This is a genomic window from Pseudomonas sp. GM33, from assembly GCF_000282295.1.
Classification (GTDB): Bacteria; Pseudomonadota; Gammaproteobacteria; order Pseudomonadales; family Pseudomonadaceae; genus Aquipseudomonas; species Aquipseudomonas laurylsulfatiphila.
Genome location: NZ_AKJO01000137.1, coordinates 1 through 19,971 on the forward strand (window position 1 = coordinate 1; position 19,971 = coordinate 19,971).

At 62.4% G+C, this 19,971-nt stretch carries 15 protein-coding genes; 5 read left to right on the forward strand and 10 right to left on the reverse strand.

Translation table 11 applies throughout. The features are described from left to right. Positions 1–264: 264 nt before the first annotated feature. Positions 265–612 (reverse strand): DUF6124 family protein, encoded by a 348-nt coding sequence (locus PMI26_RS06710; protein WP_007977933.1) that lies wholly within the window; start codon positions 610–612, stop codon positions 265–267. 509 nt (positions 613–1,121) lie between these two features. Here PMI26_RS06710 and PMI26_RS06705 point away from each other — a divergent pair. From PMI26_RS06705 to PMI26_RS06695, 3 genes are all read left to right on the forward strand, one after another. Beyond that, on the forward strand, positions 1,122–1,655 hold the full coding sequence (locus PMI26_RS06705) for a hypothetical protein (RefSeq protein WP_157222284.1): 534 nt from the start codon (positions 1,122–1,124) through the stop codon (positions 1,653–1,655). A 197-nt stretch (positions 1,656–1,852) separates the two neighbouring features. Continuing rightward, positions 1,853–2,359 (forward strand): PaaI family thioesterase, encoded by a 507-nt coding sequence (locus tag PMI26_RS06700; RefSeq protein ID WP_007977937.1) that lies wholly within the window; start codon positions 1,853–1,855, stop codon positions 2,357–2,359. 89 nt (positions 2,360–2,448) lie between these two features. Continuing rightward, positions 2,449–2,727 carry a hypothetical protein gene (locus tag PMI26_RS06695; protein ID WP_007977939.1) on the forward strand — a complete coding sequence of 93 codons (279 nt, stop codon included), beginning with the start codon at positions 2,449–2,451 and terminating at the stop codon, positions 2,725–2,727. Positions 2,728–2,768: 41 nt separating this feature from the next. Here PMI26_RS06695 and PMI26_RS06690 read toward each other — a convergent pair whose 3' ends face one another. The 6 genes from PMI26_RS06690 to pvdM all read right to left on the reverse strand — a co-directional run bounded on the left by PMI26_RS06690 (position 2,769) and on the right by pvdM (position 12,606). Beyond that, on the reverse strand, positions 2,769–4,382 hold the full coding sequence (locus tag PMI26_RS06690) for a sensor domain-containing diguanylate cyclase (protein WP_007977941.1): 1,614 nt from the start codon (positions 4,380–4,382) through the stop codon (positions 2,769–2,771). A 257-nt stretch (positions 4,383–4,639) separates the two neighbouring features. Next, entirely contained in the window at positions 4,640–7,057 is a 2,418-nt protein-coding gene (locus tag PMI26_RS06685) for a TonB-dependent siderophore receptor (RefSeq protein ID WP_007977943.1), read from the reverse strand. A 126-nt stretch (positions 7,058–7,183) separates the two neighbouring features. Next, positions 7,184–8,833 (reverse strand): cyclic peptide export ABC transporter, encoded by a 1,650-nt coding sequence (locus tag PMI26_RS06680; RefSeq protein ID WP_007977945.1) that lies wholly within the window; start codon positions 8,831–8,833, stop codon positions 7,184–7,186. A gap of 210 nt (positions 8,834–9,043) precedes the next feature. After that, positions 9,044–9,916, reverse strand: a complete 873-nt coding sequence (gene pvdO / locus PMI26_RS06675) for a dihydropyoverdine dehydrogenase (RefSeq protein WP_007977947.1) — start codon at positions 9,914–9,916, stop codon at positions 9,044–9,046. 29 nt (positions 9,917–9,945) lie between these two features. Next, positions 9,946–11,226, reverse strand: coding sequence for a pyoverdine-tailoring periplasmic protein PvdN (pvdN, locus tag PMI26_RS06670; RefSeq protein WP_007977949.1), 1,281 nt, complete (start codon positions 11,224–11,226; stop codon positions 9,946–9,948). A gap of 30 nt (positions 11,227–11,256) precedes the next feature. Next, positions 11,257–12,606: a pyoverdine-tailoring dipeptidase-like protein PvdM gene (gene pvdM, locus PMI26_RS06665; protein ID WP_007977951.1), complete on the reverse strand. Its 1,350-nt coding sequence runs from the start codon at positions 12,604–12,606 to the stop codon at positions 11,257–11,259. Positions 12,607–12,862: 256 nt separating this feature from the next. Here pvdM and pvdP point away from each other — a divergent pair, with 256 nt between their 5' ends. Continuing rightward, positions 12,863–14,482 (forward strand): pyoverdine maturation tyrosinase PvdP, encoded by a 1,620-nt coding sequence (gene pvdP / locus PMI26_RS06660; RefSeq protein WP_007977953.1) that lies wholly within the window; start codon positions 12,863–12,865, stop codon positions 14,480–14,482. 154 nt (positions 14,483–14,636) lie between these two features. Here pvdP and PMI26_RS06655 read toward each other — a convergent pair whose 3' ends face one another. The 3 genes from PMI26_RS06655 to PMI26_RS06645 are packed head-to-tail and all read right to left on the reverse strand — an operon-like array spanning position 14,637 to position 19,185. Continuing rightward, the gene (locus PMI26_RS06655; protein ID WP_007977955.1) at positions 14,637–16,031 is read right to left on the reverse strand and encodes an efflux transporter outer membrane subunit; all 1,395 of its coding nucleotides are present in this window, start codon (positions 16,029–16,031) and stop codon (positions 14,637–14,639) included. 7 nt (positions 16,032–16,038) lie between these two features. Further along, the gene (locus PMI26_RS06650) at positions 16,039–18,012 is read right to left on the reverse strand and encodes a MacB family efflux pump subunit (protein WP_007977957.1); all 1,974 of its coding nucleotides are present in this window, start codon (positions 18,010–18,012) and stop codon (positions 16,039–16,041) included. After that, on the reverse strand, positions 18,013–19,185 hold the full coding sequence (locus PMI26_RS06645; RefSeq protein WP_007977959.1) for an efflux RND transporter periplasmic adaptor subunit: 1,173 nt from the start codon (positions 19,183–19,185) through the stop codon (positions 18,013–18,015). A gap of 271 nt (positions 19,186–19,456) precedes the next feature. Here PMI26_RS06645 and PMI26_RS06640 point away from each other — a divergent pair, with 271 nt between their 5' ends. Next, the gene (locus PMI26_RS06640; protein WP_007977962.1) at positions 19,457–19,939 is read left to right on the forward strand and encodes a sigma-70 family RNA polymerase sigma factor; all 483 of its coding nucleotides are present in this window, start codon (positions 19,457–19,459) and stop codon (positions 19,937–19,939) included. The last annotated feature ends 32 nt before the right edge of the window (positions 19,940–19,971 follow it).

Below are 19,971 nucleotides of genomic sequence, written 5' to 3' on the forward strand. Positions count from 1 at the left end.
TTGGCCGACGCCAGCGACTCACGCGCATGAGCGAGATGGTCCAGGAAGTACCGGGGATGCTGGTGCAGTTGGCGGCGCAGATTGGCGAGAGTCTGGGCTGATTTGTTGTGAGGGGATTAACGGATGCCGATCAGTTAAATGCAATCCCTGTGGGAGCGAGCTTGCTCGCGATAGCGGTCGTACATTCAACATCTATGTGTCTGACCCACCGCCATCGCGAGCAAGCTCGCTCCCACAGGTCTATCGGTGATCCGGAGATTGTGGTCAGGGCGGATCAAGTCGATCCAGCGCCCGATTCACCGCCAGTTCCCCCAGCATGATCACCTGCGCAATCCCCAACAGCGCATTGCGACTCGTCCCCTGCAAATGATCCACCAGATCGTTGGCCATGACATTGGCCGACGCCAGCGACTCACAGGCGTGCACCAGCAGGGTTTCGGTACTGAGTTCGGGGTTGACGATGAACATCGTGCTGGGTGCGCGCGGGGTGGCCATGATGTTGGGGCCTGGATCGAAGGCGCAATCGGCGGTTTCGTGGATTTGTTTTGATTCGGAACTTTCGTGTGGGGAGGCCGGGTCGGTGTCCGGCGGACTCGGAGTAACTTTGAACATAGATACTTACCTTTAAAGAGGGCCGCACCAGTTCGCTACTAAACGAAGGGGGTGGCAGCTGTGCGCAAGTTAGTAGACCGGTGAGGTAAGCAAAAACCGGCGCGCCCGAGGACGCCATGCGCACAGCCACCATCAAGCAAAGGCGAATACCTGACTGATGATACTCATGCGACCGCTCTTACCTTGGCCGGGCTACTAAACCCGATCACTGACAATCAGTGACCCGAACCAAGTTACCGACGACCCCCAAGACGCACAAGCCGGCGGATTCTGGCGTACCTGTAGGCAACGACGCAAGGCGTTGTGGCTTTCATGAAGTAACCTGTAGGCCGCTTAAACAGGCGCTGTCGAGTAGGTCTTGACCTGTTGTTATGCCTTATCAATGAACGTTGAAATCCCCGGAGTCGGCAGGAAGAGTCCTACGGAAGTTTGCGGTTGGCCGTGGGAAGTACAGCCCTTACGATCTGAAAAAAACTGCTAAATTCACCGCCCGACTGGCACGAAAAGGATTGTTCGTTCATGAAACCTGTTGCCCGGTTGATGGCTACCCCCAGCCCATCGGTGTCCTGAAAAAAACCAAGGACGATTCAATGTCGGATCTTAGAAAAAACCTCATCAGTTGCCTGATATTCCCCATCGCCCCTGTCGCCGTCATTTTTCTCACCGCCGCCCTGTGCAGGGACATCTGGGTGGAAAGTTTCTACACACCCGGCGAGGATGGCGGGGAAGTCGAACTCACGTTGACGCTCTACATCTTTCCGCTGCTGCTGATTATTTTTGCCCCCTTGCTGGCGGGACTGACCGTGTTGACTCGTTGGGGCGCACGGCGCTTTGTACCCGGAGCCTGGTGGCGGTGGGTAATGGCGATTCCACGCGTCATCCTGGCGGCCATTTCATTGTTTATGTTTCTGCTTTCGACCGGTTTCCTGATGGGGGATGTACTCGGCCCTTTCAAGCATTGGCAGGTGGCGTGTGCGTGGGTAGCCTGCGCGGTCACCGTGGGGGCGTTTGTGGTTCAGCAATTTTCACGCCTGAGGGAGTAGTTCTCAAGCTACGGACGGGGTTGCCGAGCTATCTTCCGCATCGTGTATCGGCTATGTAATATCGACATCGGCCCGATGCTACCCGCCGTTCACGCCCGCCGGGAAAGAGAAAAGCGTCTCCTCCTTATTGATCAGCCGTTGCGATCCGTTGCGACCCGGCCCGCTTTGAACCACCTGCTACTTAGGACGAACACGCCATGACCACGCAGGAAATTTCGCTTCAAGACATCGCCGCGCCTGAAGGCGTTTGTTATGGCTGCGGCAGCCAGAACCCGCACGGGCTGCACATCAAGAGCTTCTGGCATGAAGACGGGGTGCATGTCATGGCCGAGCATATGCCCGATGACAAGTATTGCGGCTGGCCGGGTCTGGTTTACGGCGGTTTGATCGCGATGCTGGTCGATTGCCACTCCAACTGGGCCGCGATGGCTTATCACTACCGCGCCGAACAGCGCGAAGTGGGCAGTTTGCCCCACGTCACTTGCGTCACCGGTAACCTGGGCATCAAGTACATCAAGCCTACCCCGATGGGCGTACGCCTGACATTGCGGGCAAGAGTCGAGGGTGATGTCGGGCGCAAAAGTCGCGTCATCTGTGAGGTTTTCGCCGGGGACGTGCTGACCGCTGTCGGGGACTCCACGTTTGTGCGCGTCGATACCGAGCAGCTCAGGGCCGACGCGCACGACAGCAAGGTCGATTCCTGACCCCGGCGCCTCACCGTTCGTCAGCGAGCCAGCACCTTTCCCGATGCCGGGTCTTCCAAGGTTTATACCTCACCGGGGAGACCCAGATAATGAACAGGAAAATGCTCGCACTCATGGCTGCGGGTCTGCTGTCGACGGGTTCTTTTTTGGCACTGGTCGCCGAGAGCGCGACGGCGGGTTCCGCTGTCCCGCCTGCTGCCGTGCCTGGCATCAATCAGCCTCAAGGCGCTGAAGCCAAAGACGAGAAGGCCGACAAGAAGGGCGAGGAGGCCGCGGGCTCAAACTCCGGCGCCGATTCGCAAGCGGCAGAAAAGGATGCCGCGACCTCAAGTGGTTCGAAGGACGAAGTGAAAGAGCCCACGCAGTGACGGCCTGAATCGACCTGTTTTACCCGGCCATTAAGCGACGTCTACGCCATCACCCGGTTGCGCCCGCTCTGCTTGGCCAGATAGAGACGCTCATCGGCCAGCTTCAGTACGCTTTCGGGCATCGGGGTGTCCGCACTCCGGCAAGCCACGCCGATGGACATCGTCAGCTTTCCAACCTGCGGCACCTCGGTCTGTGCGATGTGCTCGCGTATCCGCTCGGCAATGACCCTGGCGGTATCCAGCGGCGTATCCGGAAGGATCAGCGCGAACTCTTCACCACCGGCGCGGCAGGCGAGGTCGCCGGTCCGGGAGTTCTGCTTGAGTATGTCGGCGACCTCCTTCAGGGCCACGTCACCGGCGTCATGCCCGAAGGTGTCGTTGACCTTTTTGAAGTGATCGATATCCAGCGCCAGCACCGAATAGGCTTGCCCGGTTTTTGCCAGCAGATCCAGTACGCCGCCCATGGCCCTTCGATTGGCCAGGCCGGTCAGGGGATCGCTTTGCGCTTCGTGGCTGAGCTGGCCAAGCTTTTGCTGGAGCAGCTGCACACCGGTCAGCATGGCCTGGCGAATGGCCGATGCGTCGCGGTACCAGGCATGGACTTGCCGCAGTTGCTCGGTCGTTTGCGGGGCGGCCAACTGGTCGGCGGCAGCTGATAACTGGCGCAACGGGCGGGCGATCAGTGCTGTCCCGAGCAAAATCAGCCCCAGGCCCAACAGCCCGGCAGGGATCATGTCCAGGACCATGTCGCGCATGAGTTGTCCCAGCGGCGCCAGGCTGAGGTCCCGGGGTTGTTGCGCGACAACCGCCCAGTTGGCGTCCGGCACCTGGGCAAAACCGGCGAGCATGGGCACACCTTTGTAGTTCGGGCCTTCCAGGGAGCCACGTTCGCCGCGCAAGGCCGCATCGACCGTCAGGCTCCAGCCCAGGACCTCACCGATGCGCTTCTGATCCGGGTGATACAGCAGCCGCCGATTGCCGTCGGCGATGAACGCAAAGGTCCCTTCGTGATGGAAGTGACGGCTGATGATCGTATGAAAGGTGCTTTGCTTGAGCAGGTAGACCGAGCCGCCGACGACGCCGAGGAACGCCCCTGACGGGTTGAAAACCGGTTGTGAAATGAACACCACCAGGTTGCCCGCCGCCGAAACGTAAGCGGCGCTGACCGCTGGACGACGTTCCTTGAGCGCCTGCTGGATGCCCTCCGAGGTCAATGTGGCGCCGACAATCTGCGAGGTATCCGGATAGGCCTGCAGGACTTTGCCTGCCGCATCCACAATGGCAATGGAGTTGAAGTCGGCATCCTGGGCTTGCAGGCGGATGGCTTCTTTGCGCAGCACTTCGGGGTCGTTCCAGTGCTGGCCGAGGGTCGTGGCGCTGTAGTTCAAGCGACTGTGCGCCGAATTCAGGAACTCACCGATGCTGGAAGCGACTTTTGCGGCATAGGCTGCGTTGGCCTCAAGCGTCGTATGGATCAGGGACTGACGCTGCACCCGGTAAGCGACGTAGAGGCTGTTGCACAGCGTCGCGAGGACCGACAGCAGGACGAAGAACAGAATCAGTCCGCGCAGGTCGATGGGCAGGGGCCTGGACAGCTTCGCGCGGCTACCTTGCTCGTTGATGGCGCTGTTGGGGTCATCCGCTGGCGTCGCCATTTTCGATCCATGAATGGTGTGTTGTGAGGGGGGCAAAGACTGCCTTGCAGGATAGGCAGAGAGCGCCGAGTTGTCACATGCACGCCTCAGAAAACAGAATCTGGCAAGGCTTTGGCCGCTGCAACTTCTGTGGGAGCGAGCTTGCTCGCGATAGCGCAATGTCAGTCAACGATGATGTTGACTGTGCAATCGTCATCGCGAGCAAGCTCGCTCCCACAGGTTCTGCGCCTCGGCTGACAGGCATTAGCTGCCGGCAATCAGTACTGCGCGCGCAGGCTCAGGGTCACGGTGCGCGGGTCGCCGTAGAAGTTGGTGCCCCAAGACGCATCCACGCGGTCGTAGTACTTGCGGTCGAACAGGTTGTTGGCGGTCAGTGTCGACGACAGGTTTTCGTTGAATTTGTAGCCGACCTGCGCCGTGGTGATTGCAAAGCCGCCTTGCTGGAACTTCACGTCACGCTGGTAGTAGGTGTCGCTGACCGCCCGCACGCCACCGCCGACGCTGAAGTCCTTGAGCGGACCGTCGGTGAACTCGTACTTGGTCCACAGGTTGAAGTTGTGCTTGGGCGTGATGGTGTTGAAGGTCTTGCCTTTGTTGGCCGCGTCGCCGTCCAGGAACTTGGTGGAGGTGTAGGCGTAACCGGTGACGATGCTCCAGTTCTCGGTCAGGTTGCCGCTCAGCTCGGTTTCCCAACCCTCGCTGCGTGCCCGGCCTTCGGTCATGTAGGCACCGGAGTTGTTGTCGTATTCGGCGCGGTTTTCATCGTAGATGCGGAACGCCGCGATGCTGGCGTTCAGGCGACCGTCGTAGAACTCGCGCTTGAGGCCGATCTCGTACTGCTTGCCTTTGCGCGGGCCGACCGGCTGGCCGTCCGTGCCGATTTCACTCTGCGGCTTGAACACGCCGGTGTAGCTGAAGTAGGTCGACAGTTCCGGGGTGATCTTGCCGATGAGGGCACCGTACGGCACGACCTTGCGGTTGATGCTGGTGTGGGCTTCGCCGAAGTTGTTGAAGAAGGCATTGGCGTTCTTCGCGTCGGCTTCGTACCAGGTCACACGGCTGCCGCCGATGACATCGAGCCAGTCGGTGACGTTGAACTTGGCACGGGTATAGACCCCGTACTGGTCGGACTTGGACCAGTTGCCGTTGACGTGCGCATAGTCGTTGCGGGGAATGTCGATGCTGCCCGGATCCCATACGTTGATCGGGAAGTACTCGCCGCCGCCGTAGGTGAAGTCCTTGTCCAGGTGCTGGTACTCGGCGCCCAGGGTGAACTCGTGGCGGCGATCGGCGAACTCAAAGGGCGTGGTGACGAAGCTGTCGACACCGATGGTCTTGATGTGGGTGTAGTAGTCGTAGGCCACGGCCCAGCTGTCACCGGTGGCCGGGTCGACCGCGCCGTCGGCCCAGGTGAAGTTACGCTCCGGGGTTTCGGCGTCGCGGTAGGTCAGGGTGGTCTTGAACTGACCGCCGTTGTCCAGTTCGTGATCAACTTCGGCAAAGGATTCCCAGACCTTCTCGTTCAGGGTGTTCCACTTGGCGTCGACGAAGGTCGAGCGCGGAACGTCCAGCAACGTGCCGTCGGCATAGGCCGGCAAGCCGAACGCCGGGGTGGAGTTGTTCTTCTGGTAAGCGCCACCGACCGACAAGGTGGTGGCCGGGTCGAGGTCGAATTCCAGGCGACCATAGACCATCGGGCGTTCGTTCTGCGCGTAGTCGACGAAGGACTGGTTGTTCTCGTAGGCGGTGATGAAGCGTCCGCGCACGGTGCCCTGGTCGTTCAGCGGGCCGGTGACATCGACCATGGAACGGTAATGATCGTAGGAGCCAGCGGCCAGTTCGCCACCGAGGGCGAATTTACCCAGGGCGCGCTTGCGCACCACGTTGATCGTACCGCCGGGTTCACCCGCGCCCTGGTACAGGCCCGACGGACCGCGCAGCACTTCGATGCGGTCGTACATCGCCAGGTCGAAACTGGTGGCCATGTCGCCCTGGCCGGTGGGTTGCGAGACGCCGTCGACCTGCACCTGGTCGACGAGGAATCCGCGCATGTAGACGTCGTTGAGGCTGGAACCGGAGTTGTAGGTCTTGATGGTCACGCCGGTGACCTGGCGCATGGCGTCCTGCAGGCTGTTCATGTTCTGGTCGTCCATGCGCTGGCGCGTGACGACGGACACCGACTGCGGGATGTCCTTGACCTTGATGTTGCCTTTGCCGATGGTCACTTCATCGCTGGTGTAGGAGTGCGTGCCTTCGGTGGTCGGCCCCAACGCCACGCCGGTGATGGAAGTCGCACCCAGCTGCAATGCACTGGAGTCACCGACCGCCGGCACCAGCGACACGGTGTTGCCATTCAACTGAAAATTGATGCCGCTCCCCAGCAGCAAGGTTTTCAGTGCCTGTTCCGGTTCCATGTTGCCGGACACTGCCGTGGACTTGATGCCGTTGACCATGTCCTGGCTGTAGAGAATCTGCAGGTTGGTCTGCTGGCCCAGTTCGCGCAATGCACTGGCCAGCGACTGGGCCGGCACGTTGACGTTTACCGGGGCCGCTTCGACCTGGGAAGTACCCAGCAGCAACAGGGTCAACAGCGCGCCCGGCACGACCGTTCGGAATTTCTTTTGCCGATCGATGGCTAATGCCAAGGGTGCGCGGGACAGAGTAAGGCTTTGCATTGCTCGAATCGCTCCAGAAGGGTGTGTGCAGTTTTTTAGTTAATGATAATTATTATTAGACGTACCACTTTGCCTAAACCGGAAAACAAACTTCAAAAAACAACAACCTGCGTGCAACCACCGGTGTCAGGCAGTCGCGCGCTCGGTGACGACCCGGCCCGACTCCATGCGCACCAGTTGATCGGCCATGTCGAAATAGCGGTCGTCGTGGGAGATGACGATGATGGTCTTGCCCAGGCGTTTGAGGTCCGGCAGCAGCTCGGTGTAGAAGATGCGGCGGAAGGTCGGGTCCTGGTCGGCGGCCCATTCGTCGAACACCAGCACCGGGCGTTCTTCCAGCCAGGCATTGACCAGGGCCAGGCGCTTGCGCTGGCCGGTGGACAGGTCGGTGGTGGTGAAACTGCCGTCCCTGACGCTGACCTTGTGCGCAATTTCCAGGCGTTGCAGGTAGGCATTGGCATCTTCGGGAATGTGCTGGTCACCCTGCACCAAGTCATCGAACAGGTAGTAGTCGGCAAAGATCGTGGTGAACAACTGGCGGTAGTCGTCTCGATTGTGAGCATCGATGCCTTGGCCGTTGAGCAGGATTTCGCCGTGTTGCGGGGCGTAGAGGCCCAGCAGCAACTTGATCAGCGTGGTCTTGCCGCAGCCGTTTTCGCCGACGATGAAAATGATGTCGCCTTGCGCCATGCTCAGGTTCACCGGGCCCAGGCGAAACGCGTCGCTGCCCGGTGCGGCGGGGAAGGCGTAGCTGACGTTGTTCAGTTGCAGGCTGTCGACCACGGCCGGCGGGGTGCCTGGGGCGTTGAGCAGCAGGTGCGGTTCCGGCGAGGAAAACCGGCTCGACAGTTCGGCGATGCGGCGGAAGGCGATGCGCGCCCGACTCACGATCGGCAAGGTGCTGACCAGGTGCTCGATCGGGCCTTTCATGTACAGCAGCACCAGCACGAATCCGCTCATCACCGCTTGGTCGGCGCTGGGCCAGAAGGATTGCAGGGCCAGTGCCAGGCCGATGACCACGAAGAACAGCATCGAGCCGAGGGTCTTGGCGATCACGAAGGTGTTGATCGAACGTACCTGGGTGTTGCAGATGAAATCGGCGGTGCCCTGGATGCCCTTGACGAACATGCGCTGGCGGCGCGGACGGTGGATACGCAATTCCTTGGCGCCGCCGGCAATGGCGTTGTAGTGCTTCTGCAATTCGTCTTCGGCGTCGCGGGCGGCCATGAACCCCTGGATACCCTTGCCCTGCGCGTAGAACTGGATGCCGGTGCCGATGGCAATCGCCAGCACCATCATCAGGAACATCGGCCACGACAGCATCGCCAGGTAACCCATGCAGCCGAGGGTCACGGTCAGGGAAATGGCGAGCGGCGCGAAGGCGAAGGCGAAGTCGCTGATGGTGTCGACGTCGTGGGTCAGCACCGGGATCAGCCGGTGGCTGCGGTAGCGCTCGATCTGCTCGATGGGCGCCGAGAGCACTTTCTCCCCCAGCTCTTTGCGCAGTTTGGCAATGATGTGCTGGCCGACGTAGTTGGTGCCGATGTCCGAGCAGATCGAACTGCCCAGGGCCAGCAGGCACAGGCCGCCGAACAGCGCGACCACGCCCTGGGTCAGGCCGTCCGACGAATGCAGCGCGTTGTTGATGGTGGCCAGCAGCACCGTGACGCTCAGGCCGCCGACCATGCCCAGGAGGATCGACAGACTGACGACGAGCCGGAACGGTTTCAGGAGGCTGAACAATTCATGAATTGCACCGCGCGTTGGCTGAGTCATGAGCAGAGGGTTCCTTGGGTCTTGAGGCAGATACCCAGTAGAACGTCTGATGGAGGGCTTAATTTAAAGGCGGGGCGACTGGTGGCTGGGGAGTTACATAAACCCCTGTGGGAGCGGGCTTGCTCGCGAAGGCGGCGGGTCAGAAAAATTGATGTTGGCTGACACGACGCCTTCGCGAGCAAGCCCGCTCCCACAAGGTATGGGGGGAGGTTAGAGACTGCGTACTACACGGAATCCGATCCAGTCGCCACGGGTCTGCGGGTCGATGTCGTTGCGGTTGCCCGAACGGGAAAACACCGGTGCTTCGCCCCAGTCGTTGCCACGGATGCGCAGGGTGTCGCAGTCAGGCTCGGTCCAGGCGCTGCCGTCGGTGGGTGCGCCGACGTAGTCCGGGTGGTAGCAGTCGGCGATCCACTCGTAGACGTTGCCATGCATGTCGTACATGCCAAAGGCATTCGCTGGGTAGCTGCCGACCGGCGAGCTGTAGCTGTAGCCGTCGGTCGGGCCGTAGGTGTTGGCGTGGGTGGCGATGCTGTACTCGGTGCCGGGGTCGAACGGGAAGGGGAACGCGCCCGTCGATCCGCCACGGGCCGCGTACTCGCGCTGGGCTTCGCTGACGATGTGGTAGTGCTGGCCGGTTTTCATCGACAGCCAGGCGACGTAGGCGCTGACCTCGGCGAAGTTCATGCACACCGCCGGCTGGCGCGGGCCCTGGGGGTAACTCGGCTTGCCGTTGGTGCACGCGCGGCCGGGGCGGGTGTCGCCATCGGGCAGGGTGATGCCGGTTTCCTTCATGTATTGGTTCCATTCGCCGGCGGTGATCTGGTAACGGCTCATGGCGAAGGGTTTGTCGAACGTCACCTCATGCATCGGGCCTTCATCAGGCTCGCGGCCGACTTCGTCGTCCGGGGTGCCCATGGTGAAGGTGCCGGCGGGCAGCACGACCATTTCCGGGCAGTCACGACAATCCTTGAAGACTTTGCCCGGTAATGGCGCCGTATAGGCCTGGGCCAGGCCTGGCACGGTACTGCCGAGCAATCCCAGCAGGATCAGGGCGCCGATGTTTTTGAGGGGGCTTTTCATACGGGTTCTCGCTCCTTGAAAGCGGTGGGTCAGAGCCGGCTGGCCAGCAGTTCCATCAACCTGTCGATGTGCGCTTGGGTATTGAGCAACCCCGGCGACACTCGAATGATCGGCCCGACATCACGGTCTACGGCATCGCACACCACGCGCTGATCCATCAGGTAATTGGCGACTTCTTCGCAGTCGCGGTTCTTGATGCGGAAGAAGGTGAAACCGGCGGAATATTCCGGTGACAGGGGCGTGACCAGCTCCACCGACGGGTGCTGCTGCAAGCGTTTTTTCAGGTAGCTGTTGATGTCATGGATGCGTGCCGCGACCTCGGCCTTGCCCAGATCCAGGTGCAATTTGAAGGCTTCGGTCAATGCCCAGCGGTGTTCGAACGAGTGGTAGCCGCCGTAGGTCATCACCGTGGAAAACTGCGTGGCTTCGGAGAAGGTCGGGATGGTCGGGGTCACGTCCTTGAGCTCGTCGGAACGGGCGCAGATGATCCCGGTGCCCCGTGGGCCGAACATCCATTTGTGGGTGCCGGCGATGAAGAAATCGCAATGCATGTCCGGGAAGTCGAGGTTCTCCACGCCGAAGCCGTGGACGCCATCGATCACGTAGAGGATGCGGTCCTTGTCCTCGCGGCCGCGGTTCTTCTCTTCCACCAGTTTGCCGATCTCGCCGATGGGCAGCTTCACGCCGCTGCCGGAGTGCACCCAGGTCATGCCCAGTACGCGGGTCTCGGGGCGAATGTTGCGTTCAATCGCGGCCAGCACTTCGGCGGTCGAGACCTTGTACGGGTCTTCGAACAATTTGATCTTGCGAACCTGGGTGCCGTCTTTCTGGGTACGGTATTCGAACACGCTGTTGGCGGCGTAGTGCTCGTGTTCGCTGGTGAGGATTTCCTGGTCCGGGCGCACGTGGATGCCGGCGTAGATCATCGCCAGGCCTTCGGTGGTGCTGCCGGTCAGGGCGATCTGCGACGGCTTGGCATTCAGGTAACGACCGGCCCAGACGCGCACCTCTTCTTCGCGGCGTTCGGTTTCGCCGCGATGCCAGTCCATGGCCAGGCCGGGGTTGCGATCGAGGTTGGCGCGGTGCATCTCGATGGCTTCACGCACCGGACGCGGGTGCGAGGTCACCAGGAAATTGGCGAAGTGCAGGTAGTTCGGGTCCTGTGTGAACAGCTGACGCAACTGGTCCCATTTGTCCTTGGGCAAGGGCGCCGGGGCAGCGGCCAGTGCCGGCAGGTTCACGGTCGAGGCCAGGGGAATGCCGGCCGCCAGAATGCCGGCCTGCTTGAGGAATGAACGACGGTTGGTCATGGCTTCGGTTCGCTTTGGCAAAAGGAAAAATCAGTTCTGGACCACGGGCCGGGAGGACTTTTGCACCTGGTCCCAGACCCGCAGGAAATTGCCGCCCCAGAGCTTGGCGATGTCGGCCTCGCTGTAGCCGCGGCTGATCAGTTCGGCGGTCACGTTGCGGGCTTCGCTGACGTCTTTCCAGCCGTCGAGGCCGCCGCCATCGTTGAAGTCGGAACTGATGCCGACGTGGTCGATGCCGATTTTTTTCACGGCGTAATCGATCGCGTCGCCGTAATCCTTGAGGCTGGCCTTGGGTTCTTCGTCGAGGATCGAATAGAGCTGGCTGGCGTATTCGCCGAAACGCTGCTCGGGCCAGACGGTGATCACCGGGTCACCCGGCATCAGCGCCATCTCCAGGCCTTGCAGCGGTTGCAGGTCGAAGCGCGCACGCAGGGCGTTGAGCTTGTCCTGGGTGGCCTGGCTCAGCGGGCGGATGTAGGTCGGGAAACCGACAATCTGCACCACGCCGCCGCTGTTCTTGATCAACTGCATTTCCCCATCGCTGAGGTTGCGCGGGATGTCCACCAGGGCGCGCGGCGCCGAGTGCGAGGCGACCATCGGCGTGCGGCTCAGGTGCGCGACCTGCTCCAGGGCCTTGGTCGACATCTGCGACACATCGATGATCACGCCCAGGTCGTTGAGGCGCTGCACCGCTTGCTTGCCGATGTCCGACAGCCCGCCGAGGGCGTCCCGCGAATCATTGAAGAACGGCAGGGGCCGCGACGAGTCGGCCCAGGCGTTGTTGCCCACGTAGCTGAAGCCGAACATGCGCATGCCGCGCGCCGCCCATTTGTCCAGGGCGTTGAGGTCATTGCCCAGCGGGTAGGCGTTGAGCATGCTGATGAAGATCGCGAACTTGCCTTCGCCGTGCAGGCGACGGAAGTCGTCGGGGGTGTAGGCGATGGCGACTTGATGGGGGAAGTCACGCACCATCGCGCTGATGATCCTGTAGCGGGTTTCCTGCTCGTGTCGGGCCTCGTCGACGAAGCCGGCGGTCGGGCGATGGGGCGCGTTGGGGCCGTTCCAGATTTCCGGCCAGCCGAAAATCGTCAGCGCCGCCCCGGACAGGCGCCCGCGTCCGGTCTTGACCAGGTCGAACTGGCCTTCGCCGTCCTTGTCGACTTCGTTGCCGGCGGTGCCGAAGTCCATCGGTATGGTGATGTGGCTGTCGAACGAGAGGATACGCTCCTGCAGTTGATCGGCCTGTTTCATCACCTTCACCGGGTAGCCGGGATTGTCCCTGAACCAGTAGTCCCAAACCGCGAAGCCTGCCCCCGCGCTGATCGCCAGGGCCAGCGGCAAGCCGATGAAAAGAGCCTTTTTCGAACGTGGTTTTGTCATTGCCGTCTCAGTCAGGTTCGCCGTCGGGGATCAGGCGCGGGGGCCTTTGCTATCTGGGGGGAACGAGTGGCAGGGTTGAGAATTTAGTTGTTTGTACCGGCCTCTTCGCGAGCAAGCCCGCTCCCACAGGTGACCGCATTCCAATGTGGGAGCGGGCTTGCTCCGGGCGGCGTTCCGACGAAGCTCTTAAATTCTGCGGCACAACAAACGTTCTAGCTTGGATAAAGCCTGCTCCATGGCTGACACAGGTAGGGCAATGACGATTTCTCGACGATGGTTCCTCGCGGGTCTGGCGCTGACCGGTGCCGCCGTGCCTGCGGTCTACTACGGGCATCGCGAACTGACCAAACCGGACCCGACGATCACCCCGGACGAAGCCTCGTTCGACGTGGCGGACGTGGCTGGCCAGCGGTTGGCGGACGCCTTGCGCGGGGTCTGGCAGATTCGGTTCGAAGGTCGTGACGCCGGTCTCGACGGCTTGCCCCTGGAGGGGCTGGAGGTCTTTCTCGACATCGCTCACAAAGGTCGCGGCGTCGTCGGTTTCCTCGACACTGCCGAGCGTTTGCGCTCCACCGAGGAGCCCCGTTACCGGGTGCTCGGCGATCTGTCCAGGGCCAACCCGAAGCAACTCGGGTGGCGACTGCTGGGCGCCAGCGGCTGTTGCGAGTACGCATTCGACATGACCCTGGATGAGGTCTGGGCCGGTTTCGGCAACGCCGGCAGCGGCAGTCTCAGCGGGCGGGTGCTGGACCTCAAGCGCCCGCTGATGCTGACGGCCCAGGACAATCGCTTCATTGCCGTCAAGCGGGTATTCCCTGAAGCGCGCGAACGCAGCGGCCTCAATCCGACCCTGCTGGCCTGGCTGGTATCGCCGCAGCACCGTTTGTTCCACCAGCTCTGGCATGCCTCCCGGGACAAATGGCACAAGCTCTCCGAAGACCAGCGCGGCGCCCTGCGCGGGCTCGGCTGGCAACCCGGCCCGCGAGACAGGGAGCGCGATGCCCGAGGTGTGCGCAAGGATCGCAACGGTTCGGGCGTGGACTTTTTCTTCATGCACCGGCACATGCTTGGCACGGCGCGTTCGATGCAGGACCTGCCGTCCTGGACGCACTTCCCGTTGCCGCAACCGGAGCTGGCGCGGGACCGGCCCGGCTTCGCCCGATACTTCGACAACCACGACGGCACCGCGCTGCCGCCGACCTGGCTGGCCGAGGACGATGACGAGTACACGCAATGGGTCAGTGACATCAAGACCGGCGAGACGTATCACAGCAATTTCCAGGTCTGGGAATCGCGCTACCGTGATCCGCGTTATCTGTCGACGCTCACCCTTGGCCAGTTCGGCTCGGAGGTTGAACTGGGCCTGCACGACTGGCTGCACATGCGCTGGGCTTCGGTGCCGCGCGATCCGTCCAACGGTCAGCCGGTTCCGTTTGCCCGTGATCCGGCAGACTTTTCCGCGCGCTGGTTCGCCGCGGAAAACGACTTCCTCGGCGACCCGTTTTCCTCCCATGTGAACCCGGTGTTCTGGCATTTCCACGGCTGGATCGACGATCGTCTGGAGGACTGGTTCCGCGCCCATGAGCGCTTCCACCCGGGGCAGGTCAGTCGGCTGCTGGTCAATGGCGTGCCCTGGTTTGCACCGGGGCGTTGGGTCGAAATCGATGACCCTTGGCTCGGCCCGGTCACCCATGGCTGCAGCACCACGCCGGGGTTACAGGCGGGCAAGTCAGTGGAAATGGACCCGGAAACCATGAAGCTGGCGCTGCGCATTACCTTTGGCGAGGACGAGAAGAAGCTGAAGGATTTGTTCCGCAAGGTGCCGCAGCGGCCGTGGTATGCGCGCAATCTGAAGGCTAAACAGAGCCAGGCTTGATAACTGCGTTACCGTCAAATCGAGAAAGAAGGGGGATTGAAGTTGAATGTTCCTGCCCCTTCGCGAGCAAGCCCGCTCCCACAATTGATCTGCGAACACAGGTCAAAATGTGGGAGCGGGCTTGCTCGCGAAGGCGTCCTGACAGACACCACGATTAAAGAACCTGCCACCCCCCACCCAACGCCTTGTACAACGCAATACTCGCCTGCATCCGCGACAAGCGCAGTTGCACATTCAAATCCTGCGCCGCATACAGCGTGCGCTGGGTTTCCAGGACCGTCAGCAAATCCTCGGCCCCGGCCTGGTAACGGCTTTGCGCGATGTTGAACGCGGTCTGTGCCTGGCTCAGTTCTTCACTCTGCCACCCGCGCTGTTCATCCAGCCCGCGAATGCTGTTGAGGGCTTTTTCGACGTCGGCGAAGCCATTGATGATCGCGCCGCGATAGGTTTCCAGCAGTTCTTGCTGGCGCGCCGTGGCCTTGTCGCGCTGGGCGCCGAGGCGGCCGTTGTTGAACACCGGCGCAAGCAGCCCGGCGCTGAGGTTGTAGAAGGGGCTGCGCAGAATATCGTCGGCCCGGTCGGCCCCGGAGCCGATTTCGGCGGTGAGGGTCACGGTGGGCAGCATGGCGGCCCGGGCGACGGTGACGTCGGCCTGGGCGGCGGCCAGTTGCGCCTCGGCCCGGGCAATGTCCGGACGGCGGCTGAGCAACTGGCTGGGTACCCCGGCGTCGATGGCGGGCCAGGTCAGTTGATCGAAGCGTTCCTGACCCAGCGACAGTGCCTGCACCGGGCGGCCGAGCAGGGCGGCGAGGCTGATTCGTGCCTCTTCGGTCTGTTGCCGCACCAGCGGCAGCTGGCGTTGCTGCGCCGCCACCAGGCTTTTTTGCTGCGCCAGTTCCAGGGCCGTGGCCGAGCCCGAATCGAAGCGGGTCTGTACCAGTTTCAGCACGCTTTGCGCATTGGCCAGGTTCAACTCGGCGATGCGGCTCTGCTCCTGCAACGACAAGGCTTGCGCGTAACTGTTGGCCACGCTGCTGAGCAAGGTCAACTCCACGGTGGCCTGATCGAACTCGCTGGCGTCCAGACTGAATTGCGCACTGTCGCGGCTGGCGCGCTGGCCGCCCCAGAAATCGATTTCGTAGCTGGCCACCAGGTTCGCATTGAAGTAGTCGACGGCGTCGTTATCGCTGTCGGCATCGAGCTGACTGTAGCCGCTGCCCCGCATCAGTTTCTGGCGATTGGCATTGGCCGCGGCCTTGACCTCCGGCAGTTGCGAGCCGCCGGCGATGACCGTGTCGGCCTGGGCCTGGCGCACTCTGGCGATGGCGGCGGCCAAATCGTAACTGCCGAGCCGCGCCTGTTCGATCAGGCGACCCAGTTGCGGGCTGCCGAAGCGGTTCCACCATTGCCGGTTGTCATGGACAGCGCCTGCGGTGTGCGGCGATTGCCAGGCGGCCGGCGGCTGGATGCCGCTGTCGGGGCGCTGGGCCGGGGTGCTGCAGGCACTGAGCAACAGGCACAGGGTTAACACACTGAGTGGCGGCTTCATCAATCGATCATTCACTGGTAAGGGCCGTGACCGGGTCGAGTCGGGCAGCTTTGCGGGCCGGCATAAAGCCGAAAACAACACCGGTGACCAGGGCGCAGCCGAAGGCGCCCAGCACCGCTATCAGGGAGAACGCGACAGCCACTTCGCTGAAAATCAGCACGCCACCGACGATCAGCGCCAGGGCGATGCCGGTGAGGCCGCCCACCACCGAGAGCATCACCGCCTCGGTGAGGAACTGGCGCAGGATGTCGCGCTGGCGCGCACCGGTGGCCATGCGGATACCGATCTCGCGGGTACGTTCGCGCACGGTCATGAGCATGATATTCATCACGCCGATCCCGCCCACCAGCAGCGAAATGGCGGCAATCGAACCGAGCATCAGCGACAGGGTGTTTTGCGTGCGTGCCTCGGCCTGGATCATCGCGGCGTTGTTGGTCAGTTCGAAATCGTGCTTGCCGTCGTGCAGGCGCAGCATCAATTGCTCGATGGCTTTTTCGGTTTCCTTGACTTTGCGCGCGTCGGCGGCGGCGATGGCGATGTACTCGGGATTGTGCGTGCCGAACAGGCGCACGCTGGCGGCGGAGTAGGGGATGGCGATGCGGTCGTCGCTGTCGGAGTCGCCGGAGCTGGCGCCTTTTTCGGCGAGCACGCCGACCACCTGGAAGGGGACGTTTTCGATCAGGATGTACTGGCCGATCGGGTTGGCCACGTCCTTGAGCAGCCTGGTCCGCACCTTGTGCCCGATCACCGCGACCGCTGCGGCGTTCTGTTCATCGGCGTGGGTGAAGTAGCTGCCTTCGACCACCGGCCAGTTGAAGATCGCCGGGAAGTTGGTGTCGTTGCCACCGACATAGCTCATGTGATCAAGGTTGCCGAAGCGCACTCCGGCCTCCTGGCCGTTGACCGGCATGATCCGCATCACCTGAGGCAAGCTGGCAATCGCCGCGACCTCGTCGAGGGTGATGATGCCCATCGGCGTGCGCGGATTGGGCGCCGAGCCGCTGAGGTAAATGATGTTGGAACCGAACGCGCCCATCTGCGCCATCACCTGTCGCTTGCTGCCTTCACCCACGGCCAGCATGACCACCACCGAGGCGACGCCGATGATGATCCCGAGCAGGGTCAGCGCGGTGCGGAACTTGTTGATCCACATCACCCGCCACGCCGCGTGCACGGCATCGACCAATTCGCCCTTCCAGGCGCCGGTGGCTTCTGCGCCTTCACTCAAGCGCTTGCGCAGGTCGACGGCTTGTAGCGCACCCGGGTTGGCCGAGTTTTGCACGGTCGGGTTTTCAGCGGCGCTGTCACTGATGATCAGGCCGTCGCGGATCTCGATGATGCGTTTGGCCCGGGCCGCCACCTCGCGGTCGTGGGTGATGAGGATCACCACGTGGCCCTGGCTCGCCAGCTCGTCGAGCAGGACCATGACCTCGGCGCCGCTGTGGCTGTCGAGGGCACCGGTGGGTTCGTCGGCGAGAATGATGTGGCCGCCGTTCATCAGCGCACGGGCGATCGACACCCGTTGCTGCTGGCCGCCGGAGAGCTGATGGGGGCGGTTGCCGGTGCGCGAAGCCAGGCCGAGGCGGTCGAGCAGGGCGGCGGCGCGGGCGTGGCGTTCGGCGGCCGGTAAGCCTGCGTAGATCGCCGGCATCTCGACGTTCTCCTGGGCCGAACCGGATGGAATCAGGTGGTAGCCCTGGAATACAAACCCGAAGGCTTCACGCCGCAGCCAGGCCAGTTCGTCGCTGTCGAGGGCGGCGACGTTTTCCCCGGCGAAGCGGTATTCGCCCGAGGTCGGACGGTCGAGGCAGCCGAGGATGTTCATCAGCGTCGACTTGCCGGAGCCGGAAGCGCCGACAATCGCCACGAACTCCCCTGCATGGATCGACAGGTCAATGCCGCGCAATACGTGAACTTCAGGCGCGTCGCCACCGCCGTAGGCTTTGCGAATGTCCGAAAGTTTGATCAGGGGCGTCTGCATTCAGCCGCCACTCCCTTCGACCGGGCCGATCAACAGGTGATCGCCTTCTTGCAGGCCGTCGAGGATCTGCACCCGCAGGCGATCACTGATGCCGGTGCGCACGTTGCGCTGTTCGATGCTGCCGTTTTTGGCGACCACTTGTGCGGTCTGCAGGTCTGGCTGTGCGCCGGTTTGCAGGGCGGCGATGGGCGCGGTGAGGACGTTCTGCGCCTGGCTGGCGACGAAGAACACCTGGGTGGTCATTTCCGCCATCAGCGCGTTGTCGGCGTTGTCGACGTCCAGCAGCACGGTGTACAGCACCACGCGGGCACTCCCGCTTTTGCTGGTGCTGGCGGGGCTGCCGCCGCCCTGGCTGGTCTGGTCCAGAGGCTTGGGCGGCACGGGGAGGATTTGCCGCACGGTGCTGGTCCAGCGCCGGGTGCCGCCGCTCAGGGTGGTGAACCAGGCGTGCATGCCGGGTTTGACGTGGCCGATGTCGGCCTCCGAGACCTCGGCCCACACGGTCATCGGCGACAGTTTGGCGATGCGCAGGATCAGCGGTGTCTGCTGCTGGGCGTTGAGGGTCTGGCCCTCGCGGGCATCCAGCGCCACCACTGTGCCGGCCATCGGTGCATAAATCCGCGTGTAGCCGAGCTCCGCCTGATCGCTGCGCAGGCTGGCTTCGGCCTGGCGGATCTGCGCCTGGAACATGTCGATGCGCGCCTGGGTCACGCGCAGTTCGGCCTGGGCGGTCTGCACGTCTTCTTCACGGGTGGCGCCGCCGGCGGCGAGATTCTGCTGGCGCTGGTATTTCTGCCGGGCCAGTTCGTGTTGCGCCCGTTGTTCCTGCAACTGCGCCTTGAGGTTTTCGATAGAGAAGCGTCCGGCATCGAGTTTGGCCTGTTGTGTGGACGGGTCGATTTCCACCAGCAACTGGCCTTCCTTGACCCGGTCGCCGACTTCCACGTGGATCTTGTGGATTTGCCCTGAAGCCTGGGCGCCGACGTCGACATAGCGCCGCGGTTGCAGGGTGCCCAGGGCGGTGACGCTGCTTTCAATGTCGGCGCGGCTGACCTGGACGGTGGTGAACTGGTCGCGGCCCGGCGGGATGAACTGCCAGGCGGCGACGGCCACCACGGGGATCAGACAAAGTGCTGCAAGCAGGGCGCGTCGGGTCTGTCGGGGGCGTTTCATGCAGGGTTCCGGCCTTGGGAAATCGGCCCGTCCGGGCAGAGACGGGGAGCTGTCCTTAGGACGATGAAAGCCCCCGGGAATTTAGCCCCAGACACACGACGTAACACCTACGGGGGACTATTTATCGCGCACGGTGAAGCAGTACTTTAAATCTATATGAGAATTACTATAAATTACACTTCTCAAACTGCCACTATCGTGCCACTGCGTGTTCCAGCGGTCGCCGAGACGGCTCAAGGACAGCAACCGCACCCCCGTGCGGACGGGAGTCATGTTGGAGAACTACTATCGCGAGCTGGTGTGTTTCCTGAACGCCAGGCTGGGCAACCGTCAGGTGGCCGAAGATGTGGTGCATGACGCTTACCTGCGGGTCCTGGAGCGTTCCAGCGATACACCGATCGAGCAGCCCCGGGCATTCCTTTATCGCACCGCTCTCAACCTGGTCGTCGATGACCATCGGCGCAACGCCTTGCGGCGCACCGAGCCACTGGACGTACTCGACAGCGAAGAAAGCAGCTTCATACCTTCACCGCACAAGGTCCTCGATCACGGCCAGCGCCTGGACATGCTCCAGCGTGCCCTGGCGGAACTGCCACGGCTGTGCCGCGAGAGTTTTCTGCTGCGCAAGATCGAGGGCCTGTCCCATCTGGAAATCGCCGGGCAACTGGGCATTTCCCGTGCGCTGGTGGAAAAGCACATCGTCAATGCCATGAAGCATTGCCGTGCGCGGATGCGTCAGTGGGAAGGCCACTGATCCTCCGGGATTCATCAAGCCCCGTTAAATTT

Coding starts and splice junctions, on each gene's coding strand:
- PMI26_RS06690 (WP_007977941.1), bottom strand. CDS start 4,382: ATGGCGACGCCAGCGGATGACCCCAACAGCGCCATCAACGAGCAAGGT.
- PMI26_RS06710 (WP_007977933.1), bottom strand. CDS start 612: ATGTTCAAAGTTACTCCGAGTCCGCCGGACACCGACCCGGCCTCCCCA.
- PMI26_RS06680 (WP_007977945.1), bottom strand. CDS start 8,833: ATGACTCAGCCAACGCGCGGTGCAATTCATGAATTGTTCAGCCTCCTG.
- pvdN (WP_007977949.1), bottom strand. CDS start 11,226: ATGACCAACCGTCGTTCATTCCTCAAGCAGGCCGGCATTCTGGCGGCC.
- PMI26_RS06700 (WP_007977937.1), top strand. CDS start 1,853: ATGACCACGCAGGAAATTTCGCTTCAAGACATCGCCGCGCCTGAAGGC.
- PMI26_RS06655 (WP_007977955.1), bottom strand. CDS start 16,031: ATGAAGCCGCCACTCAGTGTGTTAACCCTGTGCCTGTTGCTCAGTGCC.
- pvdO (WP_007977947.1), bottom strand. CDS start 9,916: ATGAAAAGCCCCCTCAAAAACATCGGCGCCCTGATCCTGCTGGGATTG.
- PMI26_RS06695 (WP_007977939.1), top strand. CDS start 2,449: ATGAACAGGAAAATGCTCGCACTCATGGCTGCGGGTCTGCTGTCGACG.
- pvdM (WP_007977951.1), bottom strand. CDS start 12,606: ATGACAAAACCACGTTCGAAAAAGGCTCTTTTCATCGGCTTGCCGCTG.
- pvdP (WP_007977953.1), top strand. CDS start 12,863: ATGACGATTTCTCGACGATGGTTCCTCGCGGGTCTGGCGCTGACCGGT.
- PMI26_RS06650 (WP_007977957.1), bottom strand. CDS start 18,012: ATGCAGACGCCCCTGATCAAACTTTCGGACATTCGCAAAGCCTACGGC.
- PMI26_RS06640 (WP_007977962.1), top strand. CDS start 19,457: ATGTTGGAGAACTACTATCGCGAGCTGGTGTGTTTCCTGAACGCCAGG.
- PMI26_RS06685 (WP_007977943.1), bottom strand. CDS start 7,057: ATGCAAAGCCTTACTCTGTCCCGCGCACCCTTGGCATTAGCCATCGAT.
- PMI26_RS06645 (WP_007977959.1), bottom strand. CDS start 19,185: ATGAAACGCCCCCGACAGACCCGACGCGCCCTGCTTGCAGCACTTTGT.